This is a genomic window from Paenibacillus sp. FSL H7-0350 (assembly GCF_038593195.1).
Classification (GTDB): Bacteria; Bacillota; Bacilli; order Paenibacillales; family Paenibacillaceae; genus Paenibacillus_AQ.
Map to the genome: position 1 here is coordinate 6,830,254 of NZ_CP151972.1, position 22,537 is coordinate 6,852,790.

Consider the following 22,537-nt stretch of genomic DNA (forward strand, 5'->3'; position numbering starts at 1 on the left):
TAACACATGCATCATAGACGTGGATACAGAAAGAGTTCAAACTGCTCTTTGTATTGACCTGGGCCTTTTTTGTAGACTACTTTATTAAGCACAGACTTCAATAATGCGTTTCTGCTCATGGGATCATCTGTTAGGTAGTACGACTTAACTACAGATTCTGCAATCGGTATGATCTTGCTCTTAGCTTCTTTACGTGTCAATTCCAGATCCAGATCTTTTTGGATTACGACTATTTCTTCATTGGTGGCTGTTATTCTTTTAGAGATATCTTGTGATCTCTCCATAAACAGCTCTTCGGTGTAAATACCTCTTTCCAGGAAATCGAACAACTTGCCCCTTTGATTTTCCAGTTCCTTTAGTTCATTTTGTAATGAAACTAATGCTCGTTCTTTTAGCTTGATTTCGCTCTGCGGCGGCGTGTAATTTCTCTTGCCCCACTTGATCTTGTAATCGTTCAACCATATTTCTAGCCCTTCAATGATTCTGGCCTCTACTAAATCATAACGGCTACTGCGTGAAGGACAACCAACGGTGTTGCAGCGAAAATGAGCGGGTTGATTTCGATATGAGTATGAGCGATAAACCATAGTCAATCCGCATTCAGAACACTTCACAAGCCCGGCTAATGCTGAAGTAATTCTTGGTTTGCCATCAATATCGGATTGGTGTGGAGAATAATGGCGCTCTGAGAGCCTCTGATTTGCCTTCAGGAAGATTTGTTCATCGATAAGGGGTTCATGCTTCCCTTTGACATCAATCCACTCCTCGCGGCTCCTACGTCGTGAGGTGCGGTGCTTGCTACCATCCTTACTTTTCTTTTGTTCTTTCTTCCCCCATTGAATTCGACCGATATATACTTCGTTTCTAAGCATTGTTAAGACAGAAGAGGCAGTCCAATTCCCACCTTTATAAGCGGGGATTTTAAGCCGTCTTAATTCTGAAGCGATTTTACCGGCCCCCATTTGTTGCGCAGGATCTTCATGGGTGTACCAAGAGAAAATTTGTCTTAAGATATTAGCCTGTTCTGGATGAGGTATTAGAGTGCGGCCTTCTTTATTAGGGAGATTTTCAATTAAATAACCAAATGGGGGGCGAGTACCTATGAAATTCCCTTCCTCTGCAGTACGCTTCCGGCCTCCCTGCATGCGGCGGGTGATAATTTTGAGTTCTTTACGTGCCATGAAGGCTTCGAATTCACTGTATTCTTCATCAAATTCATCCATAAGATCATAGGTCTTCCTTGGAGTGATGATTTTAGTCTTGGATGAGCGAAATGTCTCCAAGATTAAACCTTGCTCCTGCATATTGCCGCGCCCAAACCGATCAATGTCCATGACCAGGACAGCATCATACTCCCCAGATTCGACCTCTTTTAAAAGTTGCAGCATTTCCGGACGGTGAACTAGAGTTTCACCACTGACAATTTCTTCACGGATTCGAATGATATTTAATTTTAATTGCTTGGCAAGTTTGAGCAGAGCCGTTTTATGTTTGGCAAGAGTTTCTCCTTCGCCGCGCCGTTCGGCATCTTCATCAGCTCTGGACTTTCGCAAGTAAAGAGCTACATCCATTATGTACATCCCCTTTGTGTTATAGGAAAATATTTATGGATGTATTATACGGGGAAGAGGGTGAAAAAACTACTGCAACATGGAGTTGAGTGAGCAGGACCGGCGGATTAGAAGCAGCCGGTCCTGCTCACACCTGTCTCCTCCAGACGAGGCTTCTAGTTGCACAATTAGTACCTGAGTATAAACAGTCAAAAACTTTCTTGTTCTCAGACATGGAGCACAATTCACATATGCAAAGCGGAACTGGAGAAACGAAAAAAAAGCGCTGTTTTAGGGTTCGCACATTTTTTGTTACTAAATCAACAAAAAGAGCAGTTGACTTTAATGTCAGCGGCTCTCGATTTATTGGGTACTCATTCTAGGTTATCAGCATCGTATTATCATTTCTCACTATGCTCTTCAGTGAAGCTTTATAATTTTTATATAGGTGAAGACTGCGCAAATAGAGGGAAAAGCCTAAGGAAGGATTATCAGTGGTCAAAGGAAGGTAATGAGACTAAAGCCGGGTCTAACAATATATCCGGTCTGTCCGGTTTCCAGTATCTGAACATAATCATAGACTGCCAGTGATCCCGGACCAATTATCTCTTCAACGGGACTTGGAATGTTCCAGCGAAGAACTACAATTGGAGTCCCTTCTTGAAGTTGTACATTAGGTGCCTCATAAAAAGGAGCACTCGATAGAACGGTCCAAGGATTATTAATAACATGGATTCTTTTGGATCCGGAAGCTACGAGGTCCATTCGTTTCAGTGCAACTTTAGCCAAATTTTTTACGGAGTGATCTGGATCCATCAGTGCTTGCTGCAAGGCTGCGCGTGTGTTCTCTCCCTGGGCGATTCGTCCCAAACTCGAAACTACACTCATTCTAACGGTATCACACGGATGATTCAGGAGACGGATTAAATATGGAACATAAGACTCCCCCAGCGCTTCCCAGTAGAACTGGCCCTTATAAAAGACCTCGTATTGCCAGATGGAATTGATGGTATCACAAAGGCTTTGATCAATGTTCCAACTTTCAAATAGATTTTCAGCGTCTGGAAAATCTGACATGATTAGCAGTTCTCTTCCAAGTTGGAGATGGTGTGGATTGTCAATTCGATTGATACGCATTAGCGTTTCTGGATTGATGGAGAATTGTTGGGCTAGACACCAGATAGTGTCTCCCGGAGAGACAATATAATACGGACGGCCTCCCGCTTTGGGCAAATTATATTCAATATCAGGAATAATAAGGGGTTGTCCCGTGAGCAGGATTGCAGGATTGCAGATCACATTTGCTTCTAATATTGCAGCAAGAGGAACTTTGTATTTATTCGAAATTGAATATAATGAATCCCCGGGTTGAACAATATACAACATAATTAACGCTCCTTCGGCTAGGGTGAGTTCCTAATGTGCTAGATTTCACACGTTCTGAATGCTCTCAATATGAAATGAAAGAGCGTTAGTCCAATCACCGTAGTTGGGGATAACAGAAAAGTCTCCGCTACCTATTTTAGTAATTACAATCATTCCTTCTTGGTACTCAAAAATATCGCCGTTCAGCAGTACTCTTTCTATAGGTCCGAAATTGCCCCGGATAAGAAAAATTCGGGTGCCTGGTGCTACTTTTATCGTAGAATCTTCGGGAATTGTTGAGATTCCCTTAGCATTTTCGGGGAACCAGTAGTATATAACCAGATCTCCTGCCTCTATCAAAGAAAGATTGGGATTGTTTAAATAAGGAAAAGAGACAAAGCTGCTGCCGTCCCATAAGTAAACTACTCCTTGTGTAGCGGCGGCTACGTACAATGCATTGTTCTGAATTTTGATTTGTCCATGCATGAAAGCTTGGTCCGCACCAAATTTGTTCAATAAACAATATACTTTATTTTGATACCAGCCTAATACCTCAAATTCAAGGCGGCTCCCACTCCCCGAGTAACGTCCAATCACCAATTGCTGTCTTGCATCGCGCAGGAAATTGCCTATGTCCATCAGTTCAACAGGCTCGTCGTATTTCTTTTGAAAAATAACATTCCCCTGAGGAGCTTTAATGGTAAGCCAATTTTGGTTGCCAGAATTCGAGATTTCGATCTGCTCGGGGACAGTTCCACCGGTGAAAAAAGCTTCATGGGTAATAGGTCTTTTTATTTGATGAATTAACATAAATTAGCACCTGATTCTTTTGGGATATTTGATCATAGCCTATGCGGCAGCGGGCTTATGGGTGAATGATGATAATAATTGGAGTACATAATCATACTGATTTTCTCAAATATTAAAAATGTTCGGTCAGGCATTCAATTCCCTAAGGAGTGGTGCGATTATGTCAAACGAAACATTCAGTAAAGTGCTGAAAAAGGGGACAAGCGGAGAGGATGTTTTAAGGCTTCAAAATGCACTACAGCAAGCGGGATTTTCACCCGGCAAGCCGGATTCAGTATTTGGTGGGAAAACGGAAGAGGCTGTCCGTAAGTTTCAGAAGGACAATCAGCTTACAGCTGATGGGATAGTCGGCAAGAAAACATGGGCATCTCTGCAAAAATTCGTAACAGCTGGTGCGATTAAAGCGCCGATCCAATCCCCTATATCTACTGGGCCATTAACTGTTACGCCAGAGGAATTCAAACTTCTTACACGATTGACTGAAGCGGAAGCCGGCGGAGAAATTTATGAAGGGCGTGTAGCAGTTGCAGCCTCCGTATTGAACAGAGTTGAAAGTCCGTCGTGGCCCAACACCATTTCCAAGGTTATATATCAACCAGGTCAATACTCACCTATTCAGAACGGCTATATTAACCGCGTAATTCCAAGTGAAGAAACTATCAAGGCTGTGCAAGAAGCAATAAATGGAAACGACCCTTCACAAGGGGCTACAACATTTTACAATCCAGATAAGACTTCCAACCGCTGGCTAAGGTCCAAACCAAAAACCGTTAAAATAGAACATCATCAGTTTGCAAAAGCATAAACTAATCAACAGGCGGCTTGTCGTGGGTGAACATCCGGAACAAGTCGCCATTTTAACTATTATTTCCCCGCATTTTTCCAGAACTCAAGGATAACCATATGGATACGTAAAGAAATAATGAAAATACATAGAAGAGATAAAGTCGTTGGAGGTCCGGATTTCATTTGAAAGCAAGTTGTTGCCTGGGGTGTTTATGAAATTTACGAAATCCTTCCCTCTAGGTCTAAGGTTTACGTTAAAAAGGAATTTTAATCCTGAGAGAGAATATAGAATTATGAAAATATGATTTCGGAGTGATATTATTTGGCAAAGGGTCAATTTTACGGCTGTAGCAGCTTCCCAAAATGCCGGCATATCAAAACGATAGAAGTAGTATAGCTTGTAGATATAGGCAATAACTTTTTGTGAAGGAAGAAATAGTTGTCTAATGGCTCTAAAATGAGCGATATTATTAAATTAGAGGAGAAAATCAACCAGTGGTCGAAATAGAAAATTGGGAGGTGCAGTAATGCAGATGATAATTCCGATTGAATTATTAGATACTGAAACTAAGAGAAAGATTTATGAAGTACAAGGTAAATTGAAGAATGAAACAGCAGAATTGTCTGACATTGGAGTTATCATGAATGTAGTTCAGAAATATCCTAACGCTTTGAATTCTTATGGGATAACTTTGGTAGCAAGAATTGCAGAAGTTCACTTTAAACATCCAGAATACGTGGATTATGACTATACTTTGGAGAATTTAAATGCGGCATTTGGACTTGTATGAAAAGGGGGATAGAATTCTGCCCGCGCTAGGAAATCAGGCGGAATTCTATATTCTTTATAAATGTTTGTGTATGTTATTCATAAGTTATTTTCTTTAGTTGTTCCAAGCCCGCAGGCACCCCGTAAATAGCCGCAGCTTCTTGTACCGTGAAGTTCTTATGTTTAAATTCATAAAGCAATTCATCAGGCATCAACAACTCCACAGCAAATTGATTCGCTTCCCGTTCAATCCGATCCACAGAGTAAAGAGTATGTCTTCGGAGAAATGGAGTATTCACATTTGGATGTAAAATGACATGCCCTAATTCATGAGCACAAGTAAAACGTTGGTCCTGCTGAGAAGCAGTGTTGTTGATATGTATCATCTGTAATCTACGACTCGAATTATAATAGCCTAACATGTCACCCAACAATTCAAAAAGAACCAGGATATTTTTCTGGGATGCAATTTCAAAGGGGTCATTGGTTCTGTGCTTCTGGATTAGTTGGGTTACAGTAGTTTTGATCATGCTGTATCCCTTTCCTAACTAATCTCTGTATTTATTTGGAGTAAACTTTTGCTTGGAAAGTTCTCTGGCTAATCGCAAAGAATTTTCTAGCGAGATCGCAAATAATCGCTTCGTTTCCTCATCCATGGGTTCCCCGTTAAAAGCTAATGCCTCGTTCGATTCGAGATCCGCAAGCATTCGCTCAAGGTCTTTGCCGATGTCCTTTTCGTCTTTGGCAGTAAGATTGTAGTATTTGGATTCAGCTGAAGCAATGGGTTGCTCATTGTCTAGATAGCCCATAGCCCTCATTAAATCATCAGCGTCCACATCTTTTAAATATGGTGCTAATGCCTTCAGATTCTCAGGAGTAACTTTGTGTTTACCTGATTCTATTCGATTTACAGTGGAATGACTAACGCCAGATTTTAAAGCTAATTCTCTTTGGCTTCTATATCCACTTAGTTCTCTTAACTTGGCAAAATAAATCCCAAACTCTTTTAAGTTCATTTTGTATCACCCATCCCCATTTTAACAGAAAGTGTTTCAAGGATGAAACGCTATTATGTATCATCCTTGAAATTTATTGTTGCAAGCGTGTTACAACAGTGTTATATTATTTTTGTAACAAGATTGATACAGGAGGTGAAGATAGTTGAGAGTCATTCCAAAGCCCGGAATTCTTAATCAACTTCAAGAGGATAAAAAAATGACGGAGCAAGAATTTGCAGATTTCTTAGGTGCATCAAGATCATCATTGTGGAGAGCGAAGCTCCCAGTAGATGATAATAGATTTTCTCTGGGACAGGATGTAATGGCGAAAATACTTAAAAATTTTCCAGAAAAATCATTTGAGGACATATTTTTTTTAGAGCATGTGTCTCAAGTGTGTTACGGAAATACAGTAATCAATAGTGGGGGAATTTAAATTAAGTACTTCTTACCTTCCATGAAATATTACGGAACTGAGGTGAAAAATCATGGTTGTCCCTCGATCATCCCGGCATACACATAATGCCAGGGGGGATGCTGGCATGATTGTAGCAACCTACACATTTGGCGAGACGAAGGTTCATATCTGCGATGACCATTTGGTTACAGACCCGACAGAGCGGGATAGAGTGGAAACTGCAATTGCTGATGCTGCTTGGGCATGCCTACAAGATACAGCAGAACTGGAATGAAGCAAACATTATCATTATAGCCTTTGTAAAGTTTTTATATAAGGAACTACTTCATAAGTAGAACTCATTCAAACTTAAATATTCTGGTACAGGGCATGGAATTTACTTTTACTTGTAAGAAGAACAGGAGCAAGTGGCATGGGGAAATTATTAAGTATTGCTCAGCAACTGGTGAACAAGTCACAAGAGATTGACGCTATAAAAGAAGAACGTCATTCTTTATTTTCAGAAATAGAAGCTAATGAAGAACAAATTATTGAAATGCATTACGAGATGGAGTTCAAAAGGCTTGAATGTATGTACTTAAAGCAAGAACAGATCAAAATATTAAAAAATCATACAGATGTATATGACATGCAGGTCTACCAACAACAACTGAAACGTCTGGAGTCCATCATAAATCGTTGCATATCTTCTATACTCAAACGTCTTTTTGAGGGAGGGTATGGCCAGGAATTAAAGAAGCGTGGACTTATCAAAGAGTTCATAGAAGGTAGTCCACCTCTGGTTCATCAAGGGTGTGTATTTCAAGGTGAATTCGTTCACAAAAGTTCTTTAGTACGGAGAGTTCCAGATGAGTGAGTGGGACAAATTGGAGTTTGCCGAAGCGCTGTCCGTCAGATTTATGCAGCTTACTGTTTTGGTTAATACGACAAATGAAGATCTGAGTCGTGATGAGGCGGAGCAAGAGCTCCACCTTCTACGTACCGTAATTCTGGGTCTTCCGAAAGACATTTTAGATTTAGTTATGCAGCGTATTTCCTTATAGAGTGGGACAAGCCCAGTTTTCATACTGAACGCAATTTGCAATCAGTTCGTTGTGAAAAGAGGACTTCGGTATTCCTAATTACTCAACGCAAAATTGCGTTAAGTCCAATCATTAGAATGGGGATGTAGATGTGCGCTCTTTAGTTAAAGATAAGCCATTAATTAAAAGTATGGTTGGGGAAAGGATTTGGGCTTTGAAGTCAATAGATTTAGTGGTGTTCGATCAGGAGCTTGAAGCGTATTTCGAAAGAGGTTATCCAGGGTTCAGGGTTGTATCGTATGAATACCCTTATATCTTCTTAAGTGATGAAAGGGAAGCAAATAAAGCGAATTAGAAGAAGATTGTTAACCAAAGGAGGAAGGTAATTTTGCAAGAGTGGAGCAACAATGCATGTCTAGGTTATATCCGCGCAGCATTGTTACGTAAAGGATGGGCCGAGGAGCAGATTAGAGAGGTCGTTCGTGCTGTGTATTATGAGTTTGATTTCAAAACCATTGAGGAAGCGGCCAGGCTGTATGAAAGATCATTTGATTAACAGGCATATAAGGATATGTGGTGAGGGATCTCTTGTACATGTAATAAGAAAATCAGATAACAACGGAAGGAGTGAATGAAAGTGGGGAATACAAACTTATTGCCGGTGATCACGGGCAGGGCTGCTGCAGAATACCTTCAGGACTGGCTGCACATCTCTGCAATAGTGAAGGTTGTGTCTGACGACCGAAAGCATCTCTATTTCAGAGGCAAGGATCAGATCGGAAGACGGATGGAGTATCGCGTTGAGATTGTAGCAGAAGCGGATAATCACAACATATACGAACGGGTTTCCAATTCGGAACAACCAGAAGCGTGGGAATGGGCTGATGCGATCTCAGTGAAGAGACAGAGCTGACGGTGCCGATCCACGCATTATGGCTAAGTCTATAGCTTCCTAAGATGAAACACCGCCTGATGATGGCTGGGGGATACCAGCCGAAACCTACCGGTCAGTGCCGGGAAGGTCGCGGAATCCGCCATAGTGGGAGGACTAATCTATCCCCTATGTACAGTTAGTTGCTCGACGCATTAGAACTACATAACGAAGGGTGGATGTTAATGACAAACGGACTCACGGTTCAATCGTCTGCAATAAACCAGGATGAGAATGGTCATTTTGTTTATGTCGAGAATGGACAAGCCATGACCGATAGCCGGAGCATTGCGGACAAGTTCGGCAAACGTCATGCGGATATTCTAAGGAGCATTAAGACACTCGAATGCAGTCCCGAATTCACTGAACGCAATTTTGCGCTTAGTGAATATTCGGATAGGTCGGGACGCAAGAACCCCTACTACAAGGTAACCCGGGACGGCTTTGTATTCCTGATTACGGGCTTTACCGGCCGTGAAGCGGCGAGATTCAAGGAAGATTATATTGCGGCCTTCAATCAAATGGAGAGCCAACTAAAACATCAGGACAGGTTTGATTCGGGACCAAGCAATCCATTGCTCATTAGTGAAGCGGCATTTACTCAAATTAAGGAACGCGTACTCGAAGTAGAACAGCAGCTGAACGATGTAGCCAAGGAGGTCACTCTTAAGACAGTGGAGCAGAAGAAGCTGCATGCGGCTATAGGGCGTAGGGTGAACCTGTTGTCAACTCAGGCTAGTGAGAGATCCGGATTCTACCGGAAGTTATACCGGGCTATCTACGCCGAGTTTCAGGTTGCCAGCTATAGAGATATCCGCAAAGGAGACTTGGAAAAGGCATTGCAATATGTAGAAGGCTGGAGACCGCTAACTTAACGCGGTTCTGCGCTCAGCTATTCACTCCACCTACTGAGCGATTCTCTGCGTCCAGTTGACTGAACGCAGTCTGTCGTTAAGCGAAACGATCCATTCTGGGTTAAACGCAGTATTGCGTTCAGTAATTACAGGACAGTGAACGCATTCCTGCGCTGAGCTTGGCAGAGGGGATGAACGCAATTTTGCGCTCAGTGCCGGGCATAAGAGGGAGGTGAGGAATACATGCAGGAAGAGATGACGTTACCCTTACTCGCAACCATTTGGTTTGAACGTAATCCGTTGCAGCATTATGTGCTAGTGAAGAACATTAAGCGGAGTGAACAACAAAAAAGGTACATAAGCACCGCAAATGCTTACGTACCTGGTCCAACACGCGCGGCTATTATCTCATAAAACATTCAGCAATGCAATTTCTTCACTTAGCGCAATTTTGCGTTCAGTGGACCGGAGTGACAAGGGGGCCATGCGATGAAACATATCGAACAAATGGATCTGTTTGATCTCATCGATGTTCAGATCGAGCAGCCGCCAGTGGTCTTGAATGGAATGTACTATGAGCAGGCGACCGGCCTATTCGTGTCGTTCGTATGCGGACGCAGGCATTATGAGATCCCTGCTAAGGGCTGCGGTCTGAACCGGGAATGGCAGGAGAGAACGAAGCGATTCCGGGCGATCTAGGCCCGACAGAATAGAGGAGGCGATGCCGTGGATTCCAGTGTTAATCCTCAGCCAACGGATGCTCACATCAGAATATCGCATGAAATACACCGAGAGCTGATCCGACGGAAGTTTTCTCAGCGCCAGCGTGATGTCATAGATTTTATCCTGACGCTGAGCTGGGGGTGCGGGAAGCCATCGGCCATCATTCCGGAATTGAAGGATTTTGCGGAGACAGGGATCGGTAAAAATCATATCCGTGGTGTCTTAGAAGAACTCCTTCAAGGGCATGTGATTCTGTGGGATAAGGAGATAAATACGTTTCAGGTGAACAAACATTATGATCTCTGGAACATTGAGTCAGTAATTAGCCCGAATCCCAGAAGGTTCAATGAGCTAATCAATCTTAATCTTGCGAGACCTTCGCCCAATTTGTTGAAATCTACTATACCCGAAAAGGGAACTGAGTTCCCGAAAGAGGAACCGAGTTCCCCAAAGAGAGACCAAGTTCCCAAAAGAGGAACTGAGTTCCCAAAAGAGGAACCGAGTTCCCTAAAAGGGGACCGAGTCCCCGAAAAAGGAATGGAGTTCCTGAAAAGGAAACTAGCCAGTTCCCAAAAGAGGAACCGTACAGTTCCCCAAAAGGGAACCGTCACACGCAATTATCCTAGTCGTATCAAAGGTTTCAGCGTTTCTAAAGCTAGTATTAAAGCTATTAAAAGATTTAAAAGAACTACTACTACAATAACAACAATGACTACTAGCGCTGACACGCTAATGACGGATCATGAACATTATTCGATTCAGAATATCAAATTGGACTACAAAAACAATTTTATTGCAGGCGGCAGGCTAAACTCTTTTGACGAGAATGACTTAGAGACCCTACACGGTACCTACGGAGGGGAGTGGTTACACTCTGCGATGAGAGCAGCCTACCGGCTGGGGACGGATAAGCGGAATTTAGCTTATGTACAAGGCATCCTCCGGGGTTATCGTGAACGAGGCGGTATGGACAAACCGGAACCCAGGATAACTGTAGTACCTTCAGCCACACCGCCTTCTCCAAGGAGTAATGAACGTTCTCGCAATCAGGGAGGAAGAAGCCGGAAGTCGGAGATCCCCATTCTGACCGATGACGGCAGCGGGGTAATTCCTAGCCCAGATGAGATGGCAGAGTTGATGCGGAAGGCACAAGAGATCAAGGAAACCAAAGCTTTGGAGAAGGTAGAGGTAAGTAACCGTTAACTTATTTTCAAGGCAGCTATCAGAAAGGTTGGGAAGATAATGATCACGGAGAATCACCTGGATAAGAAAAAGAGCAGAGGAGTACGTCCCACACGGCGTCAAAAGCAACTGATCAGTCAGCACCGCCTCACTCCTGCTAATTGGTTGGTACTGAGCGTAACGCCAGCGCAATTACAATTGCAGCACAAGAAGAACGGTACCACACGTGTTATTAACTGCCTGTAGGGGCTGAAATGCAAAAGAAGCAGCTTGGGAAGAGTTATGGTTTCCGAGCAGGTGAAGCCAGGTTTCATAACAGAACATACGCTCTCAGTATTGCTATGTGAGTGTTCAAAGGAGAATCGGTATGAGTCAACTCTCCACTAAGCCGATCCATCCTCGCGCTATGGATATAATTAACAGGGCCATCCGGCCTTTGTTATCCCCAAGTAAGGGGTGCAGCATTGACCGTCTGAAAATATGCGTCAATCCACAAGCAGACATTGCAGAATATGAGTCGATCCAAACCTCATTCGGAGCTCTGCGAGTGAGTACAAACCCGTATGTTACGAAAGGTGTGGCTTATGTGGTGGAAGAACCAGGGCGCGGTGAGATCGCTTTTGCCTGGGTAAATCGCTAAGCCTGATCCATCAATGATAAAGAAAAATACGATGTGGAAGGTGACTTTATGAAGGTGAAAATCATTGACCCGGCTCATCCATACTGTGGGCAGGAACTAGAGGGTGGAATTATTTATATGGATATCTATCATCGTGGAGGTAGGCCGGATCTGTATGCGGTGAAATCTCCGGAAGGAAAAACAGTTCGACTGTTAACCCATCAAATTGACGAAGCGCACTATGAAGCTCAGGAGCTGAATCAGGAGATCGAGCGGTTAGGTGCTAATGTTGGCGATACAGTACTTATTATCCGTTCTGGTAGCGGTGGATGTACCCTGGATTTCGATTGGAAGGCTCCTCATGTCATTACAAAAATTGATAGTTCGGGTCATGTTGAATTTGATGACAATGCAGCGTATGGATTTCGGCCTGATGTTCAAGTCATTAGCCGAGCTCAAGAAATCTGATGCTTGGAATAGAGCATTTCCAAGGGGGAGTGGCAAGTGATTTGCCTCCATTGCGGCAATAGATGCCATGAAGTAGGAGAGAGTATCTTCCGCTGCAGCGTCTGTAATAAAGACTTTGAACAAAGTTCATGGGATTTCGAGTTGGAAGAAACAGAGAGCTTATCCGGGGGGGAGTGTGGAACATTGAAGAATTTTCAAGTCACGGAGCTTAATATCTCATTGGTGCCGGTGGATTGGTTATTTGCAAGATACCAGAAGTTAAAAAAGTCTGTGAAGATTACCGCTAGCGGACAAAAAGAACTGATGGTCATTCGTGAGTATTTGGAGAAAACAGGTAGAACTGCTGTCAGTTCTTGTGATGAAGAAGTGGAGCAGATTGAGATGGATATTCCTGTTGCGATCCGGCAGCAATATGTATCTATCGTGGAGTACCGGCTCAAGCAATACTATCAGGCAAACAAACGGAAGCAATGGTTACAAGCAGAACTTCAAACCGTTAAGCCGAAGGAGCCTAAAGTTACAGCGGGTATGGAGCTTACGGGTGTGAGTGCACGTTCTGGCATCCCGCACTCTTCAACGGAGCAAGCAGTCATGAGTATGTTTGATAAAGCCGAACGGCTTCAAGATGAAATCTGGGAGGTGGAGGACCAGTTATACCCGATGGAGAAAGCCTTGCGTTGCCTAGATCCTGATCAGTTGCGGCTAGTTGAAGCAAAGTATTTTTGCCGGGAAGAAGAATTAGACGAGTACCTGATGAACAGTTTTAACTGGTACCGTGCCAAGTACTATCAGGTGAAGAAGACGGCGCTTATTTTATTGGCGCAGTCCCTGCGGATCATCTAGATGTGTTTCAGAACATATATCTGACGAAGTAGAAAGGATTAATCCTATGGAATTTAATGATCCGGTATTTAATGAAGCACAAATGCTCAGATTCGTACATGGGGATATATACCTCAAGTTTATGTATAACCATATGTTAGGAAAAGGTCATTCACATGAAACTGCGCTAGAAGTCTTATTTAACGCAAATGTGTTAGGTGATTCCGGGATGACGATTGCGTACGAATCATTTGCAGAAGAAGGAGAACAAAAATAATGCCATTGGAATATAAGCATCCACTGTACACAGGTTGCCTTTATGAAGGAGAGGTTCAAGGTCTCTATGTACAAGCACAGGTATTTTCTGAGCCATCCTCGTTTGGAATTGGTGAAGGTCGAATCAGTAGACTCACGGTGTATCCGAATCAACGAAAAGAGGTTGTTAGATGCCTGGCCAACTATGAGCGGGGTTGGCATGGCAAGCTTCCGGAAGAGAGCAAGATTCGTGCTGTTATCGAAGCTTCAGTTCGACAATTTGATCATAAAGCTGTGGATTGTGAGGCTGAGGCTTCGCGTTAGATTGTGAAAAATTCAATGGGCAAGGGAGCGGAAATTTATGGAGCTTGGTTTGTTTGAACAAATGATATTGTGTCGTGCCTTAAGAGAAGCCGGTTATAAAGAAGTTCGCTATGCACATTCGAATGATAGATGCCATGTGTTTCACACTGAATTGGGATTAGTTCCAGTTGATAGAGAGACCGGGAAATTCGATTCCAAAGATTACAGACAGATGTTCCAGTAAGCATTTAAGCGGTGCTCAATGGATGATAGACGCATACAGCGAAGGAGGTTTAACCCTATGGAACGGAAAGTTTTCTTCTTGTTGGACGGCTTGGACACGGTGCAAACGGTCGATGTCGATAGCGACAAAGAGATTAAGCCATATTTAGTCGAGGAACATATGACGGACGAGATCCTAATTTATCACGTTGAGTAGTGCGCGGTACGAGGATACTGAACATTTGACGCAAACTGCGCAGTAACGGAGGGATAGGAAGGTCAGGATCATAGCCTATTGCGGCAGCTCTGAACCAACAAATTCATAGACTGCCGTTGTGCTGTTAAACTAATGATTCACGTTAGATTGCTTTCTTAAAAGATTAACTCACAATCATTATGCTCCCATACATCAAATAAGTTTCCATCTAGGTCTTCAAAAACAAAAAACTTGCCGTAAATGCCTTCATTGCTAATAGGTCTGGTCGTAACTCCCTCAGATGTTAGCCTCATGTGTAATGAGTCAATATTATCTGTAAAAAATGTTACAATCCACCTTTGCTGTCCATTTACTTCAAACACTGCTCTTGTGTCATTATCAGATTCAATTAAATCAATTATTGGACGGTTGTCCCTGAATAAGCTTAAATAGTTTCCCCTATCATTTCTAGTGTTAAAACCAAAGTGACTGACAAACCATTCTGCAGATTTTTCTGCATCTTTAACCGGAATTACATTATAGGCGATTCCCAAGATTTTCCCATCTACCATATTACTCAGCCCCTGTCATAAACTTATCTCTAAAATTATTTCAAGGTGGCTACCACATTATCCTGCCCATTAGCTAGAACTATTTTTCCATAGAGAGTCATAGTGATTGTTGCGCAGTACGAGAGAGTGGTGAACACATTGGAGTACAAAGAATTACTGATCATTAAGCATTCGTTAAAACAATATATTCAACGTTCCAATGCTAAAAAAAATGATATTGCCGAAGAAGAGAAATTACTTCGCAAGATTGAAAACCAGATTGCGGATCTAAAACAACAATACGGTATCAGATAATCCAAAAGTCCGAGAGTATTGGCTTGTTGTCGCATCCGTACAGAAAAGAGTGGAGTCTTGGTGAGAATGAAATTTCTTTATACAAAGGATAATAAGAACTTCGGATTTATCATTGAAGCCAAGACTGCTGAAGAATGTTTTGATTTAGGGATAGAAAAAATTGTAAAAGAAGAAGGGGAATTGCTTAATTATTATTCAGTGGATGAAAATGGTCTGAGGACATGTACACTCTTCTAAAATATGCAAAATATGAATTTTTGCCGCAGTGTGCAAAAAAGATAATGAAGAGAGGAATATGCCCATGGAATGTACGATCTGCCGAACGACTCACCTGGTTGAGCTAAGACCTGTTTATGATGAGAAAGAACCTGTTTGTTTGGCTTGCTGGCTGGAGTTTTATGCTTCTGATGATGACAAAGAGTTTCTGAAAGATTTAGAGTAATGCCAATAAGGGAGTTTAGCAAAGGAGATTTTTTGATGCTGAAAGCAGAAACAGTTGAGCAGTTTTATATATTGCAATGGCTGGAAGCGAATTTTGAAATAGAGCATTTGGAAATAAAGCTAGTTGACAGGTACAACGTGAAGATAAAGGATTTAGACAATAAAATTGCACGTGTTACTTACGTTAGTAGGGATAACATCACTCTGACTGACGATATCACATACTGAGCATTACGAGAACTACAGTGTTGACGCAGACTGTGAAGAAGAGAACAGATTAGAAACAAAGAAACCCTTCCTTAAGGAAGGGTGACATCGAATCCGAGTAAAGTTAAGACAACCATAGCGATTGTAATAAACGTACTCGGCGCGATGCTGAACTCTAGGTATTTACACTTAAAGTTCATTCTTATCACGCTCCTCTCAAGTAAGCTCCAAGATAGATTTCATTCATTAACAATGAAAGGGTCTATCCTGGTCTGAGTCGCATGCAAAAATACGACTCTCTGGTGGATAGCCGATGAGATCACCGGGACCAGTTTAATACGATAAATGAATATCGTATTTTGCTTGAGATTAGTTAAATTCTACCATACAAAATTGTAAGTTGAAATTGGAACTTTTGTTCTTAATAAAAAGCTAACGATTATTAAAAAACATGGGATATTGCGCAGTCCGAGAGTATAGCGTTTATATCACATAGATGGGGATGATTTTAAATGAAAATAGCTATCTCTACAGGAATAAAGGGGATGGGCATAAGACATCATGGATATACATCATTTGAAGAATTAGAGCAGCGCGATGACAAAGACAAGGCCAGAATAATTATTTCCAAACTTAAAGAAAAAGGGATTTGTGTTCTTCCAATTAAGGGAAGTGTTGAAGCCATATATTATGAAGTTATTAATGAATAGTTAGTTCCAAAAAGCATGCTTTTTGAGACAGCGGAATAACTGGTTATTAGTTCGTTTCAAAAGACCATAAAATCAGTTTTGGAACGTCTCAGTGATTCAAGGGATCATTTGAGACGTTTTTTCTATTAGGAGGGGTTCCATTGAAGATCGCATACGGAAGAGTTTCAACAAAGGAGCAAAATGTAGAGCGTCAGCTTTTAAAGTTCCGGGAATTAGGGATTGAGGAACGGTTTGTTTTTGTGGATAAGCAGAGCGGCAAAGATTTTGATCGTCCACGTTACCAGGCGATGCGGCTCATGCTGCGGGAAGGTGATCTGGTTTACGTAGATGCTCTGGATCGGCTGGGCCGGGACTATGACGGTATCATTGCGGAGTGGAAGTATATCACGCGAGAGATCGGGGCAGACATTGTATGCCTGGATAACGAAATACTGTTCGATTCCCGAAAGTTTAAGACAATGGGAGACTTCGGAAAGGTTATGGAAGATCAGTTCCTTAGCCTCCTGGCATACGTTGCGGAACAGGAACGGAAGAAGAACCGTTCAAGGCAGGCAGAAGGCATTGAGGTAGCCCGGACGGAAGGAGTTACTTTTGGACGACCCAAACAGGAGATTGATAATACATTTATTGAAGTGTATGGTTCGTGGAAATCCGGCGAATTTACTGCAACGGAAGCGATGAGAAGGATCGGTATGAAGAAGCCTACATTTTATCGTAGAGTGAAAGAATATGAAAGTAATCTTGAATGAAAATAATGGGAACTTACGTTCCTGTTCATCCGTATATAACCATTGTAACCATTACACCAAGGGAGGGCTTCAAATGTTATATTTGGATAGCTGTATTGAAGGGGCTCAAAAAGTAATTGCAGATGAAACTGTAGATTTAGTAATTGCCGATCCGCCGTATAATTTGAAATTTGGAGGAACGACTCAAACCAAGAACAAGAAACCCCGTTTTCAGATTTTCCCCAATGATAACCTCCCGTTTCCGGACTACCGCAGATTTTGTCTTGCTTGGCTCAAACAAGCCTATCGCATTTTGAAACCAGGTAGTCATGTATACATTTTTATCGATTGGCGTACATATCCAGATATGGCTCGCTGGCTTAAGATTACCGGATTTACGATCAAAAACTGTATTGTATGGGATAAGAAGAATATGGGCATGGGATGGCAATACCGTTACCAGCATGAATTTATCATAATGGCAGTGAAAGGGAAGAAGAACGTTCGGCGGATACGCACTCGGAATCAAACAGATATATGGCAGATCCCGCGCATTCCAGGGAATCAAACCATTCATCCTACGGAGAAGCCGCTAGATATGATGAAACGAATTATTGAGAACAGTAGTGAGGTAGGGGAGTATGTTGTTGATTTCTTTGCAGGTAGTGGAGTGGTACCGGAAGCAGCAGCAACTCTGAATCGGCGATGGGATGCTTTTGAAGTGGACTCGGGGTGGTATGCAGTTTCTATAGGGAGGTTGGAGGGGGAGCGTAAATAAGTAATACATCGGGGATCTCTTATAAGGTTGGGGGAGAGACAGAACTAAGTGTAGGTATAGGTATGTATAGCTCGAATTTTACATTTACGTTGTCTACACCACTATAAGGCGTTCGGTTTGTCAACCGGTGTTTTTCTGGTGGACTTCGAGTTCAAACAATGTTCTTTCTAACTAGACAAGTTTTCCCGCTAGATTTGCAGGAATTCGGAAATTCATGTCGAATTAGGAATTATAGGGTTAATCTAGAGTGCTACTTGAATCTATATTTCAGACTTCCGTTAGATTGAAACTCCATAAGAATTGGGAGGCATAATATGCAGAGATTTGAAGTTATAGATAAGTGCGAGGAAAATCTTCAAAAAGCAAATGAAATTGTTGAACGTCATGATATAAACCAAATTGTGAAAATTATGACTCGTCCTTTAATCAATCGAATAAATAGAATAAAGGAAATTTGTTCGATTGAAAAATATAATTTATGCTTCGTTGGTAGAGTTGGAATTGGGAAATCAACTGCAATTGCCAATTTGTTGGGCTTAGTTGACGATAGTAAAATGGTAGAAGGATACAAAATAGTGGATATTCCACTTTTGAAGACGGCTGAGGGAAGAACGACGTTATGTGAGACTATTTTTCAACTAAATAGTACTGTTGATACATATATTGAAATAGAGAGACTTGAACCGAATATCTTTAGAGAACTAGTGGATGATTATTGTTCTGTTCTATTTGCAGACAGCAATGATGAGAAAGTAAGGAGTTCTCTTGAAGTACATAGAGTAATTGGAAACATGTCTAATTTCTCGAAAAAAGATAAAGACTCTCAAATCCAATATATAAAAGACGTGCTCAGTGAAGATGATATTGAGGATAAGGATTTGAAGATACTAATAAAAAATGCTATTTTTAAGCAAATTAATTATGAAAATAGAACTAATATAAAATTCGCATATCCAAAGGATAGAAATATAAAGGATTGGATTAAACAAACACTTTTAGATATAAATGAAGGTGTACTCGCTGATGTTCCTTACCCTTCTAAAATAATTCTTTCTTTAAACGAGGAGGATTATAAGATTGATTTCCCGAATTTTATTCAAATTGTAAAAGATACCCGGGGTATCGATGGAGAAGGTGTCCGTGAAGATATTATTGAGATGTGTAAAGATATTAGTAACATATGTATCATCTGCGATGAATTAACCGGTTATGGGAATATTGTTTCGGATAGTTTCCTGAAAAATCAATTTATTATTAAAAATAATGACTTAAAATTTAGAAATTTTGTTATGGGAATAGAGCAAGGTGCAAAATTATCAAGAGTTAATGGTGCTGATGGACGTGAAAATGGTAAGGATAAAAAAAGAGAAGAGGCTATAGCGAATTGGAATAACATTTGCTTGGATAAGAATAATATGTTTTTCTATAATTCTTACCTCGGCATTAAATATGATAGCGATGAATATGAAATAATCAGTATTAATTTTGAGAAATATCATAATGAAAGAATGTCATTAATAAAGAATATTGAAAGTAAGTTAATCTTTATGTATGACGAATTTAGTAACGAATTATCTATAATAAACCGCCAGTTAGGGAATTTTCTGAGCAATAGTATAGAAAACTCTCATAAAGAGAAGCTTTGGGAAATCAAAGATGCAGTTCGAAAAGTTAATGGGAAATTAAATGATAAACACGATTTATTGTATTCACGACTGGAAAAGCAGGTTAGAAGTGGAATTTCAGCTGGTGTAGTAAGGGCATCTGTAAATCGAAGTGGAATGTATGAAAACTTTGATATCTATGTGCAAGCAAAAGATATTTCTTTCGAAGAATTTGATGAATCCTGTAAAGCCCCGCTGTACCATATTGAAGAAGAACTTATAAGAGTATTTAGTAATATGGATATGATGGATGAAGCTTTACACCAAGCAATAAAATATAAAACTGATGAGTTATATTATAGATTTAGAGAGAAAAATGCCACTGATTATTACTCTACCTTAAAAGAAGGGATTTTCAAAGATATCTGTTGGGAATTGATGAAAACATTTTGGGGGAACAAAATTAGTGGTTTAAAATATAGAGATCGAATTGCTGATGAACTTTTTCGAGTGATTAAAAATAAAGATATTCTTAGATCAATAATTGAAATGAAAAATACCTACAGCTTCTTTAATGAGTTGTACGATTTTATGGATTTCTGAATTGAATATATAGAATCATTTCCTGGTTCATTTGTTGTATCAGTAATATTGTTGCCCCTAACGGGGCTTTTTTTAAACCATTTTAAAAAAGAAGAAGTGTTAGGCCAGCCAAGAGACCCGGCGAATTTAGCTGCTGACCAGCGAGGATGATAGAGATTGATATTATAGATGTAACTACATAATCAAACACCCCGCCATTCACTTCTTGGCGGGGGCACTACTATTTGACTAATCGAAGATGAGAAGTGTGGGCGGTATACATCTTTCTGAATTCAAGATCATTCAGGTGAAGAGTACGACTTAAGTCAGAAGAGGAGTACCCAAGTTCTTCTTGATGGAGTTTAATTACCTCTTCAAGCATGTATGGAGTTTCCTTTGGGGGGTTTAATTCCTCAGGTTCCTTTGTTTTATACCCGTGTTTCCCTAACTGTTCCCAAAGATATTTGCTCTGCCCAGCGTTTACTTTACCTAACGTTGACGCCCTTACTAAAAGAGCACTCATTGCTACTTTCCAATACAATTTTAATGAGGCGAGCTTTTTAAGAGTTAATTCACTAAGCGATGCAATTATTTCTGTTTTCGGCATTAAAAACTCAGAAGCAAATATATTGGCTTGTTCTTCAATGTCAGTTTCCTCATCAGGTGGCTTTCTGTGCATTATTATGTGGCCAAGTTCATGGCACAATGTAAATCTGATTCGATCCATTGGTCTGTCGAAGTTAGTGAAAACTAATGGAGGAGTATTAGGATGAAACATCGTAATTGCATCAATATTTACCCCTTCAAAGTCAAATGGAATAATGATCCCACCGGCGTTTTCAATTACCTCAACAACATTTTGAATTGGTCCCTGTGGAATATGCCATGCTGCCCGAATTGTTGCTGCAATTTGTGGTATATCCCCATTGAATCGATCTGGGTCCATATAATGAAAATCAGGTTCACCGAGATCAACTGATTTTAGCAAAAGAGATATCTCCATCCGCCTTGCTTCAAGTTTAGCGTATATTTTATTTAGGCTTTTTTGTGGTACTGATTGCCGTTTTCTGTGATAAAACTCGCTCAAACCTACACCGTGTACTTTTTCATTTCTTTGAAAAAAACTAACAGGATAGTCCAAGTATTTAGCGAAGTTTTCTAGCTCTTCTGTAGTTACACCAATCAAACCATTTTCGATTTTAGACATTTTACCTTGAGATAATCCAAGAGACTTCGCAAGTTCAATCTGACTTATTCCTCTGGATTCTCTGGCTAAAGTAAGTAATTGTTTGTTAAAAGGTAGTTCATCATAAGTTACCTGCATCTATATCACCAACATTCTTTTCTTTCCCCTTGACTCTTGGTTTTCTTATCTTCGTTGTATCCTTTGCTACCACCAAAGGATATGGCACCACATCGGAAATTTGTTCAGAGGTTATATCCCACGACCAAACATTCACATCACCATATCTATATGTAACGTGAATTTCGCCCACTCCGGTTTCCAGTTCATTGGGAATATAACCAATGTGTAGGAGTCCATCGGGAGGCATTCCATCAAGTTCCAAGCTGATAGTATCTTGTAAATTGTAAAACATTGCTTGTTGTGTCCTGATACCACTCGAAAGTAGTTTGTCATTGAACTTTTTAAAACGAAGTACTACGACTTCTCTTATGATCATCATAAATAATCCTTTTTTTGTTACAAAACGTACAAAGGGTGTTCCTTCAAATTCAGTTCGTAGTCCATTAATGATTAAATCATGACAAATTGAAGCGTCAGTTCTTGGTGAGTGTTGATGCCTGACTGCTGCGTATTGAGGTCCGTTATAATAGTAATTAATATTTCCAACAATCACCTTGTTTAATCGAGCTAGATAGGGTGTTAACACCTCTTGAGCATCTTCTTTTGCTATAGGTTCCATGTCCATACCCCCTTAGTGTGCATCTTTAATCATATCTTAACATTGATTACAGTAAAATCAACAGGAATTATTCCGAAAAATATTCCATTGTGTATTAAACGTGGAAAATGAGAGATAAACTAAGCTCTGTAAATGATACTGGCTGGCTTTATCTGCTTTCCACTCGTAATATTCCCGAAGGTAATGCCAAGAGGTATCATTAGGTTTAAAATTCTATCAACCTGCTTAAATCTATTATCCCAAGATGCTGAGAGATCAAAGGAAGAGTTAAAAGATTGTAAGTAAGTTTGTAACTCAGTTTTGTAAGGAAACACGGAGCCTTTCATTGCAAGTTCTCTTTTATAGATACTTTTGGCGCATGCATAATCACGTTTTTTTATAATACCACATCGCATTATCGACT

General features: G+C 40.8%; 32 protein-coding genes. 24 read left to right on the plus strand and 8 right to left on the minus strand.

The features are described from left to right. Positions 1-11 precede the first annotated feature (11 nt). The 3 genes from NYE24_RS30555 to NYE24_RS30565 all read right to left on the minus strand — a co-directional run bounded on the left by NYE24_RS30555 (position 12) and on the right by NYE24_RS30565 (position 3,725). Positions 12-1,571, minus strand: coding sequence for a recombinase family protein (locus NYE24_RS30555; protein WP_342477393.1), 1,560 nt, complete (start codon positions 1,569-1,571; stop codon positions 12-14). Between the two features lie 477 nt (positions 1,572-2,048). Further along, positions 2,049-2,936 carry a LysM peptidoglycan-binding domain-containing protein gene (locus tag NYE24_RS30560; RefSeq protein ID WP_342477394.1) on the minus strand — a complete coding sequence of 296 codons (888 nt, stop codon included), beginning with the start codon at positions 2,934-2,936 and terminating at the stop codon, positions 2,049-2,051. A 45-nt stretch (positions 2,937-2,981) separates the two neighbouring features. After that, positions 2,982-3,725, minus strand: coding sequence for a hypothetical protein (locus tag NYE24_RS30565; protein ID WP_342477395.1), 744 nt, complete (start codon positions 3,723-3,725; stop codon positions 2,982-2,984). Between the two features lie 160 nt (positions 3,726-3,885). Here NYE24_RS30565 and NYE24_RS30570 point away from each other — a divergent pair, with 160 nt between their 5' ends. Both NYE24_RS30570 and NYE24_RS30575 read left to right on the plus strand, forming a co-directional pair. Then, complete coding sequence (locus NYE24_RS30570; RefSeq protein ID WP_342477396.1) at positions 3,886-4,530, plus strand: cell wall hydrolase; 645 nt, start codon at positions 3,886-3,888, stop codon at positions 4,528-4,530. 508 nt (positions 4,531-5,038) lie between these two features. After that, on the plus strand, positions 5,039-5,302 hold the full coding sequence (locus NYE24_RS30575) for a hypothetical protein (RefSeq protein WP_342477397.1): 264 nt from the start codon (positions 5,039-5,041) through the stop codon (positions 5,300-5,302). A 73-nt stretch (positions 5,303-5,375) separates the two neighbouring features. Here the strand turns inward: NYE24_RS30575 and NYE24_RS30580 are convergent, their stop codons facing one another. Further along, on the minus strand, positions 5,376-5,810 hold the full coding sequence (locus NYE24_RS30580; protein ID WP_036691452.1) for an ImmA/IrrE family metallo-endopeptidase: 435 nt from the start codon (positions 5,808-5,810) through the stop codon (positions 5,376-5,378). An 18-nt stretch (positions 5,811-5,828) separates the two neighbouring features. Then, positions 5,829-6,296 (minus strand): helix-turn-helix domain-containing protein, encoded by a 468-nt coding sequence (locus NYE24_RS30585; protein WP_342477398.1) that lies wholly within the window; start codon positions 6,294-6,296, stop codon positions 5,829-5,831. Between the two features lie 145 nt (positions 6,297-6,441). Between NYE24_RS30585 and NYE24_RS30590 the strand changes: the two genes are divergently transcribed. From NYE24_RS30590 to NYE24_RS30655, 14 genes are all read left to right on the plus strand, one after another. Next, positions 6,442-6,714 carry a winged helix-turn-helix domain-containing protein gene (locus tag NYE24_RS30590; RefSeq protein WP_342477399.1) on the plus strand — a complete coding sequence of 91 codons (273 nt, stop codon included), beginning with the start codon at positions 6,442-6,444 and terminating at the stop codon, positions 6,712-6,714. A gap of 106 nt (positions 6,715-6,820) precedes the next feature. Beyond that, positions 6,821-6,970, plus strand: a complete 150-nt coding sequence (locus NYE24_RS30595; RefSeq protein ID WP_342477400.1) for a hypothetical protein — start codon at positions 6,821-6,823, stop codon at positions 6,968-6,970. Positions 6,971-7,108: 138 nt separating this feature from the next. Next, entirely contained in the window at positions 7,109-7,552 is a 444-nt protein-coding gene (locus tag NYE24_RS30600) for a hypothetical protein (RefSeq protein ID WP_342477401.1), read from the plus strand. Next, on the plus strand, positions 7,545-7,739 hold the full coding sequence (locus NYE24_RS30605) for a hypothetical protein (RefSeq protein ID WP_342477402.1): 195 nt from the start codon (positions 7,545-7,547) through the stop codon (positions 7,737-7,739). The genes NYE24_RS30600 and NYE24_RS30605 overlap by 8 nt, the downstream gene beginning before the upstream one ends. Positions 7,740-8,106: 367 nt before the next feature. Then, a complete protein-coding gene (locus NYE24_RS30610) occupies positions 8,107-8,274 on the plus strand; it encodes a hypothetical protein (protein ID WP_342477403.1) in 168 nt (55 codons plus the stop codon). A gap of 81 nt (positions 8,275-8,355) precedes the next feature. Further along, on the plus strand, positions 8,356-8,631 hold the full coding sequence (locus NYE24_RS30615) for a hypothetical protein (RefSeq protein ID WP_342477404.1): 276 nt from the start codon (positions 8,356-8,358) through the stop codon (positions 8,629-8,631). A 203-nt stretch (positions 8,632-8,834) separates the two neighbouring features. After that, a complete protein-coding gene (locus tag NYE24_RS30620; protein WP_342477405.1) occupies positions 8,835-9,524 on the plus strand; it encodes a Rha family transcriptional regulator in 690 nt (229 codons plus the stop codon). A gap of 468 nt (positions 9,525-9,992) precedes the next feature. Beyond that, positions 9,993-10,202, plus strand: a complete 210-nt coding sequence (locus NYE24_RS30625) for a hypothetical protein (RefSeq protein ID WP_342477406.1) — start codon at positions 9,993-9,995, stop codon at positions 10,200-10,202. A 27-nt stretch (positions 10,203-10,229) separates the two neighbouring features. After that, entirely contained in the window at positions 10,230-11,429 is a 1,200-nt protein-coding gene (locus NYE24_RS30630; RefSeq protein ID WP_342477407.1) for a replication protein, read from the plus strand. Between the two features lie 667 nt (positions 11,430-12,096). After that, positions 12,097-12,495 (plus strand): hypothetical protein, encoded by a 399-nt coding sequence (locus NYE24_RS30635; RefSeq protein WP_342477408.1) that lies wholly within the window; start codon positions 12,097-12,099, stop codon positions 12,493-12,495. Positions 12,496-12,678: 183 nt separating this feature from the next. Then, positions 12,679-13,338: a hypothetical protein gene (locus NYE24_RS30640; RefSeq protein WP_342477409.1), complete on the plus strand. Its 660-nt coding sequence runs from the start codon at positions 12,679-12,681 to the stop codon at positions 13,336-13,338. Between the two features lie 46 nt (positions 13,339-13,384). Continuing rightward, positions 13,385-13,594 carry a hypothetical protein gene (locus NYE24_RS30645; RefSeq protein WP_342477410.1) on the plus strand — a complete coding sequence of 70 codons (210 nt, stop codon included), beginning with the start codon at positions 13,385-13,387 and terminating at the stop codon, positions 13,592-13,594. Then, positions 13,594-13,896: a hypothetical protein gene (locus NYE24_RS30650; RefSeq protein ID WP_342477411.1), complete on the plus strand. Its 303-nt coding sequence runs from the start codon at positions 13,594-13,596 to the stop codon at positions 13,894-13,896. The genes NYE24_RS30645 and NYE24_RS30650 overlap by 1 nt, the downstream gene beginning before the upstream one ends. A 280-nt stretch (positions 13,897-14,176) precedes the next feature. Next, complete coding sequence (locus NYE24_RS30655; RefSeq protein WP_342477412.1) at positions 14,177-14,314, plus strand: hypothetical protein; 138 nt, start codon at positions 14,177-14,179, stop codon at positions 14,312-14,314. 155 nt (positions 14,315-14,469) lie between these two features. Here the strand turns inward: NYE24_RS30655 and NYE24_RS30660 are convergent, their stop codons facing one another. Beyond that, positions 14,470-14,865 carry a VOC family protein gene (locus tag NYE24_RS30660; protein ID WP_342477413.1) on the minus strand — a complete coding sequence of 132 codons (396 nt, stop codon included), beginning with the start codon at positions 14,863-14,865 and terminating at the stop codon, positions 14,470-14,472. A gap of 138 nt (positions 14,866-15,003) precedes the next feature. Between NYE24_RS30660 and NYE24_RS30665 the strand changes: the two genes are divergently transcribed. The 8 genes from NYE24_RS30665 to NYE24_RS30700 all read left to right on the plus strand — a co-directional run bounded on the left by NYE24_RS30665 (position 15,004) and on the right by NYE24_RS30700 (position 20,230). Beyond that, positions 15,004-15,159, plus strand: coding sequence for a hypothetical protein (locus NYE24_RS30665; RefSeq protein ID WP_342477414.1), 156 nt, complete (start codon positions 15,004-15,006; stop codon positions 15,157-15,159). 66 nt (positions 15,160-15,225) lie between these two features. Beyond that, the gene (locus NYE24_RS30670) at positions 15,226-15,396 is read left to right on the plus strand and encodes a hypothetical protein (protein WP_342477415.1); all 171 of its coding nucleotides are present in this window, start codon (positions 15,226-15,228) and stop codon (positions 15,394-15,396) included. A 64-nt stretch (positions 15,397-15,460) separates the two neighbouring features. Next, positions 15,461-15,601: a hypothetical protein gene (locus NYE24_RS30675; RefSeq protein ID WP_342477416.1), complete on the plus strand. Its 141-nt coding sequence runs from the start codon at positions 15,461-15,463 to the stop codon at positions 15,599-15,601. Between the two features lie 35 nt (positions 15,602-15,636). Beyond that, a complete protein-coding gene (locus NYE24_RS30680; RefSeq protein ID WP_342477417.1) occupies positions 15,637-15,828 on the plus strand; it encodes a hypothetical protein in 192 nt (63 codons plus the stop codon). Positions 15,829-16,319: 491 nt separating this feature from the next. Beyond that, positions 16,320-16,517, plus strand: a complete 198-nt coding sequence (locus NYE24_RS30685; protein WP_342477418.1) for a hypothetical protein — start codon at positions 16,320-16,322, stop codon at positions 16,515-16,517. A 140-nt stretch (positions 16,518-16,657) separates the two neighbouring features. Beyond that, positions 16,658-17,266 (plus strand): recombinase family protein, encoded by a 609-nt coding sequence (locus NYE24_RS30690; protein WP_342477419.1) that lies wholly within the window; start codon positions 16,658-16,660, stop codon positions 17,264-17,266. 73 nt (positions 17,267-17,339) lie between these two features. Then, positions 17,340-18,023, plus strand: a complete 684-nt coding sequence (locus NYE24_RS30695; RefSeq protein WP_342477420.1) for a site-specific DNA-methyltransferase — start codon at positions 17,340-17,342, stop codon at positions 18,021-18,023. Between the two features lie 314 nt (positions 18,024-18,337). Continuing rightward, positions 18,338-20,230 (plus strand): hypothetical protein, encoded by a 1,893-nt coding sequence (locus NYE24_RS30700; protein WP_342477421.1) that lies wholly within the window; start codon positions 18,338-18,340, stop codon positions 20,228-20,230. Between the two features lie 220 nt (positions 20,231-20,450). Here NYE24_RS30700 and NYE24_RS30705 read toward each other — a convergent pair whose 3' ends face one another. Continuing rightward, positions 20,451-21,533: an XRE family transcriptional regulator gene (locus NYE24_RS30705; protein ID WP_342477422.1), complete on the minus strand. Its 1,083-nt coding sequence runs from the start codon at positions 21,531-21,533 to the stop codon at positions 20,451-20,453. Then, positions 21,517-22,134: a hypothetical protein gene (locus tag NYE24_RS30710; protein WP_342477423.1), complete on the minus strand. Its 618-nt coding sequence runs from the start codon at positions 22,132-22,134 to the stop codon at positions 21,517-21,519. Before NYE24_RS30710 ends, NYE24_RS30705 begins: the two co-directional genes overlap by 17 nt. Between the last annotated feature and the right edge of the window lie 403 nt (positions 22,135-22,537).

Bases quoted from the DNA above. Each gene is read 5' to 3' on its own strand.
- NYE24_RS30645 (WP_342477410.1), top strand. From the start codon at position 13,385: ATGGAATTTAATGATCCGGTATTTAATGAAGCACAAATGCTCAGATTC.
- NYE24_RS30660 (WP_342477413.1), bottom strand. From the start codon at position 14,865: ATGGTAGATGGGAAAATCTTGGGAATCGCCTATAATGTAATTCCGGTT.
- NYE24_RS30595 (WP_342477400.1), top strand. From the start codon at position 6,821: ATGATTGTAGCAACCTACACATTTGGCGAGACGAAGGTTCATATCTGC.
- NYE24_RS30695 (WP_342477420.1), top strand. From the start codon at position 17,340: ATGTTATATTTGGATAGCTGTATTGAAGGGGCTCAAAAAGTAATTGCA.
- NYE24_RS30580 (WP_036691452.1), bottom strand. From the start codon at position 5,810: ATGATCAAAACTACTGTAACCCAACTAATCCAGAAGCACAGAACCAAT.
- NYE24_RS30565 (WP_342477395.1), bottom strand. From the start codon at position 3,725: ATGTTAATTCATCAAATAAAAAGACCTATTACCCATGAAGCTTTTTTC.
- NYE24_RS30585 (WP_342477398.1), bottom strand. From the start codon at position 6,296: ATGAACTTAAAAGAGTTTGGGATTTATTTTGCCAAGTTAAGAGAACTA.
- NYE24_RS30620 (WP_342477405.1), top strand. From the start codon at position 8,835: ATGACAAACGGACTCACGGTTCAATCGTCTGCAATAAACCAGGATGAG.
- NYE24_RS30555 (WP_342477393.1), bottom strand. From the start codon at position 1,571: ATGGATGTAGCTCTTTACTTGCGAAAGTCCAGAGCTGATGAAGATGCC.
- NYE24_RS30600 (WP_342477401.1), top strand. From the start codon at position 7,109: ATGGGGAAATTATTAAGTATTGCTCAGCAACTGGTGAACAAGTCACAA.
- NYE24_RS30670 (WP_342477415.1), top strand. From the start codon at position 15,226: ATGAAATTTCTTTATACAAAGGATAATAAGAACTTCGGATTTATCATT.
- NYE24_RS30705 (WP_342477422.1), bottom strand. From the start codon at position 21,533: ATGCAGGTAACTTATGATGAACTACCTTTTAACAAACAATTACTTACT.
- NYE24_RS30570 (WP_342477396.1), top strand. From the start codon at position 3,886: ATGTCAAACGAAACATTCAGTAAAGTGCTGAAAAAGGGGACAAGCGGA.
- NYE24_RS30685 (WP_342477418.1), top strand. From the start codon at position 16,320: ATGAAAATAGCTATCTCTACAGGAATAAAGGGGATGGGCATAAGACAT.
- NYE24_RS30655 (WP_342477412.1), top strand. From the start codon at position 14,177: ATGGAACGGAAAGTTTTCTTCTTGTTGGACGGCTTGGACACGGTGCAA.
- NYE24_RS30560 (WP_342477394.1), bottom strand. From the start codon at position 2,936: ATGTTGTATATTGTTCAACCCGGGGATTCATTATATTCAATTTCGAAT.
- NYE24_RS30650 (WP_342477411.1), top strand. From the start codon at position 13,594: ATGCCATTGGAATATAAGCATCCACTGTACACAGGTTGCCTTTATGAA.
- NYE24_RS30680 (WP_342477417.1), top strand. From the start codon at position 15,637: ATGCTGAAAGCAGAAACAGTTGAGCAGTTTTATATATTGCAATGGCTG.
- NYE24_RS30675 (WP_342477416.1), top strand. From the start codon at position 15,461: ATGGAATGTACGATCTGCCGAACGACTCACCTGGTTGAGCTAAGACCT.
- NYE24_RS30605 (WP_342477402.1), top strand. From the start codon at position 7,545: ATGAGTGAGTGGGACAAATTGGAGTTTGCCGAAGCGCTGTCCGTCAGA.
- NYE24_RS30575 (WP_342477397.1), top strand. From the start codon at position 5,039: ATGCAGATGATAATTCCGATTGAATTATTAGATACTGAAACTAAGAGA.
- NYE24_RS30700 (WP_342477421.1), top strand. From the start codon at position 18,338: ATGCAGAGATTTGAAGTTATAGATAAGTGCGAGGAAAATCTTCAAAAA.
- NYE24_RS30635 (WP_342477408.1), top strand. From the start codon at position 12,097: ATGAAGGTGAAAATCATTGACCCGGCTCATCCATACTGTGGGCAGGAA.
- NYE24_RS30710 (WP_342477423.1), bottom strand. From the start codon at position 22,134: ATGGAACCTATAGCAAAAGAAGATGCTCAAGAGGTGTTAACACCCTAT.
- NYE24_RS30625 (WP_342477406.1), top strand. From the start codon at position 9,993: ATGAAACATATCGAACAAATGGATCTGTTTGATCTCATCGATGTTCAG.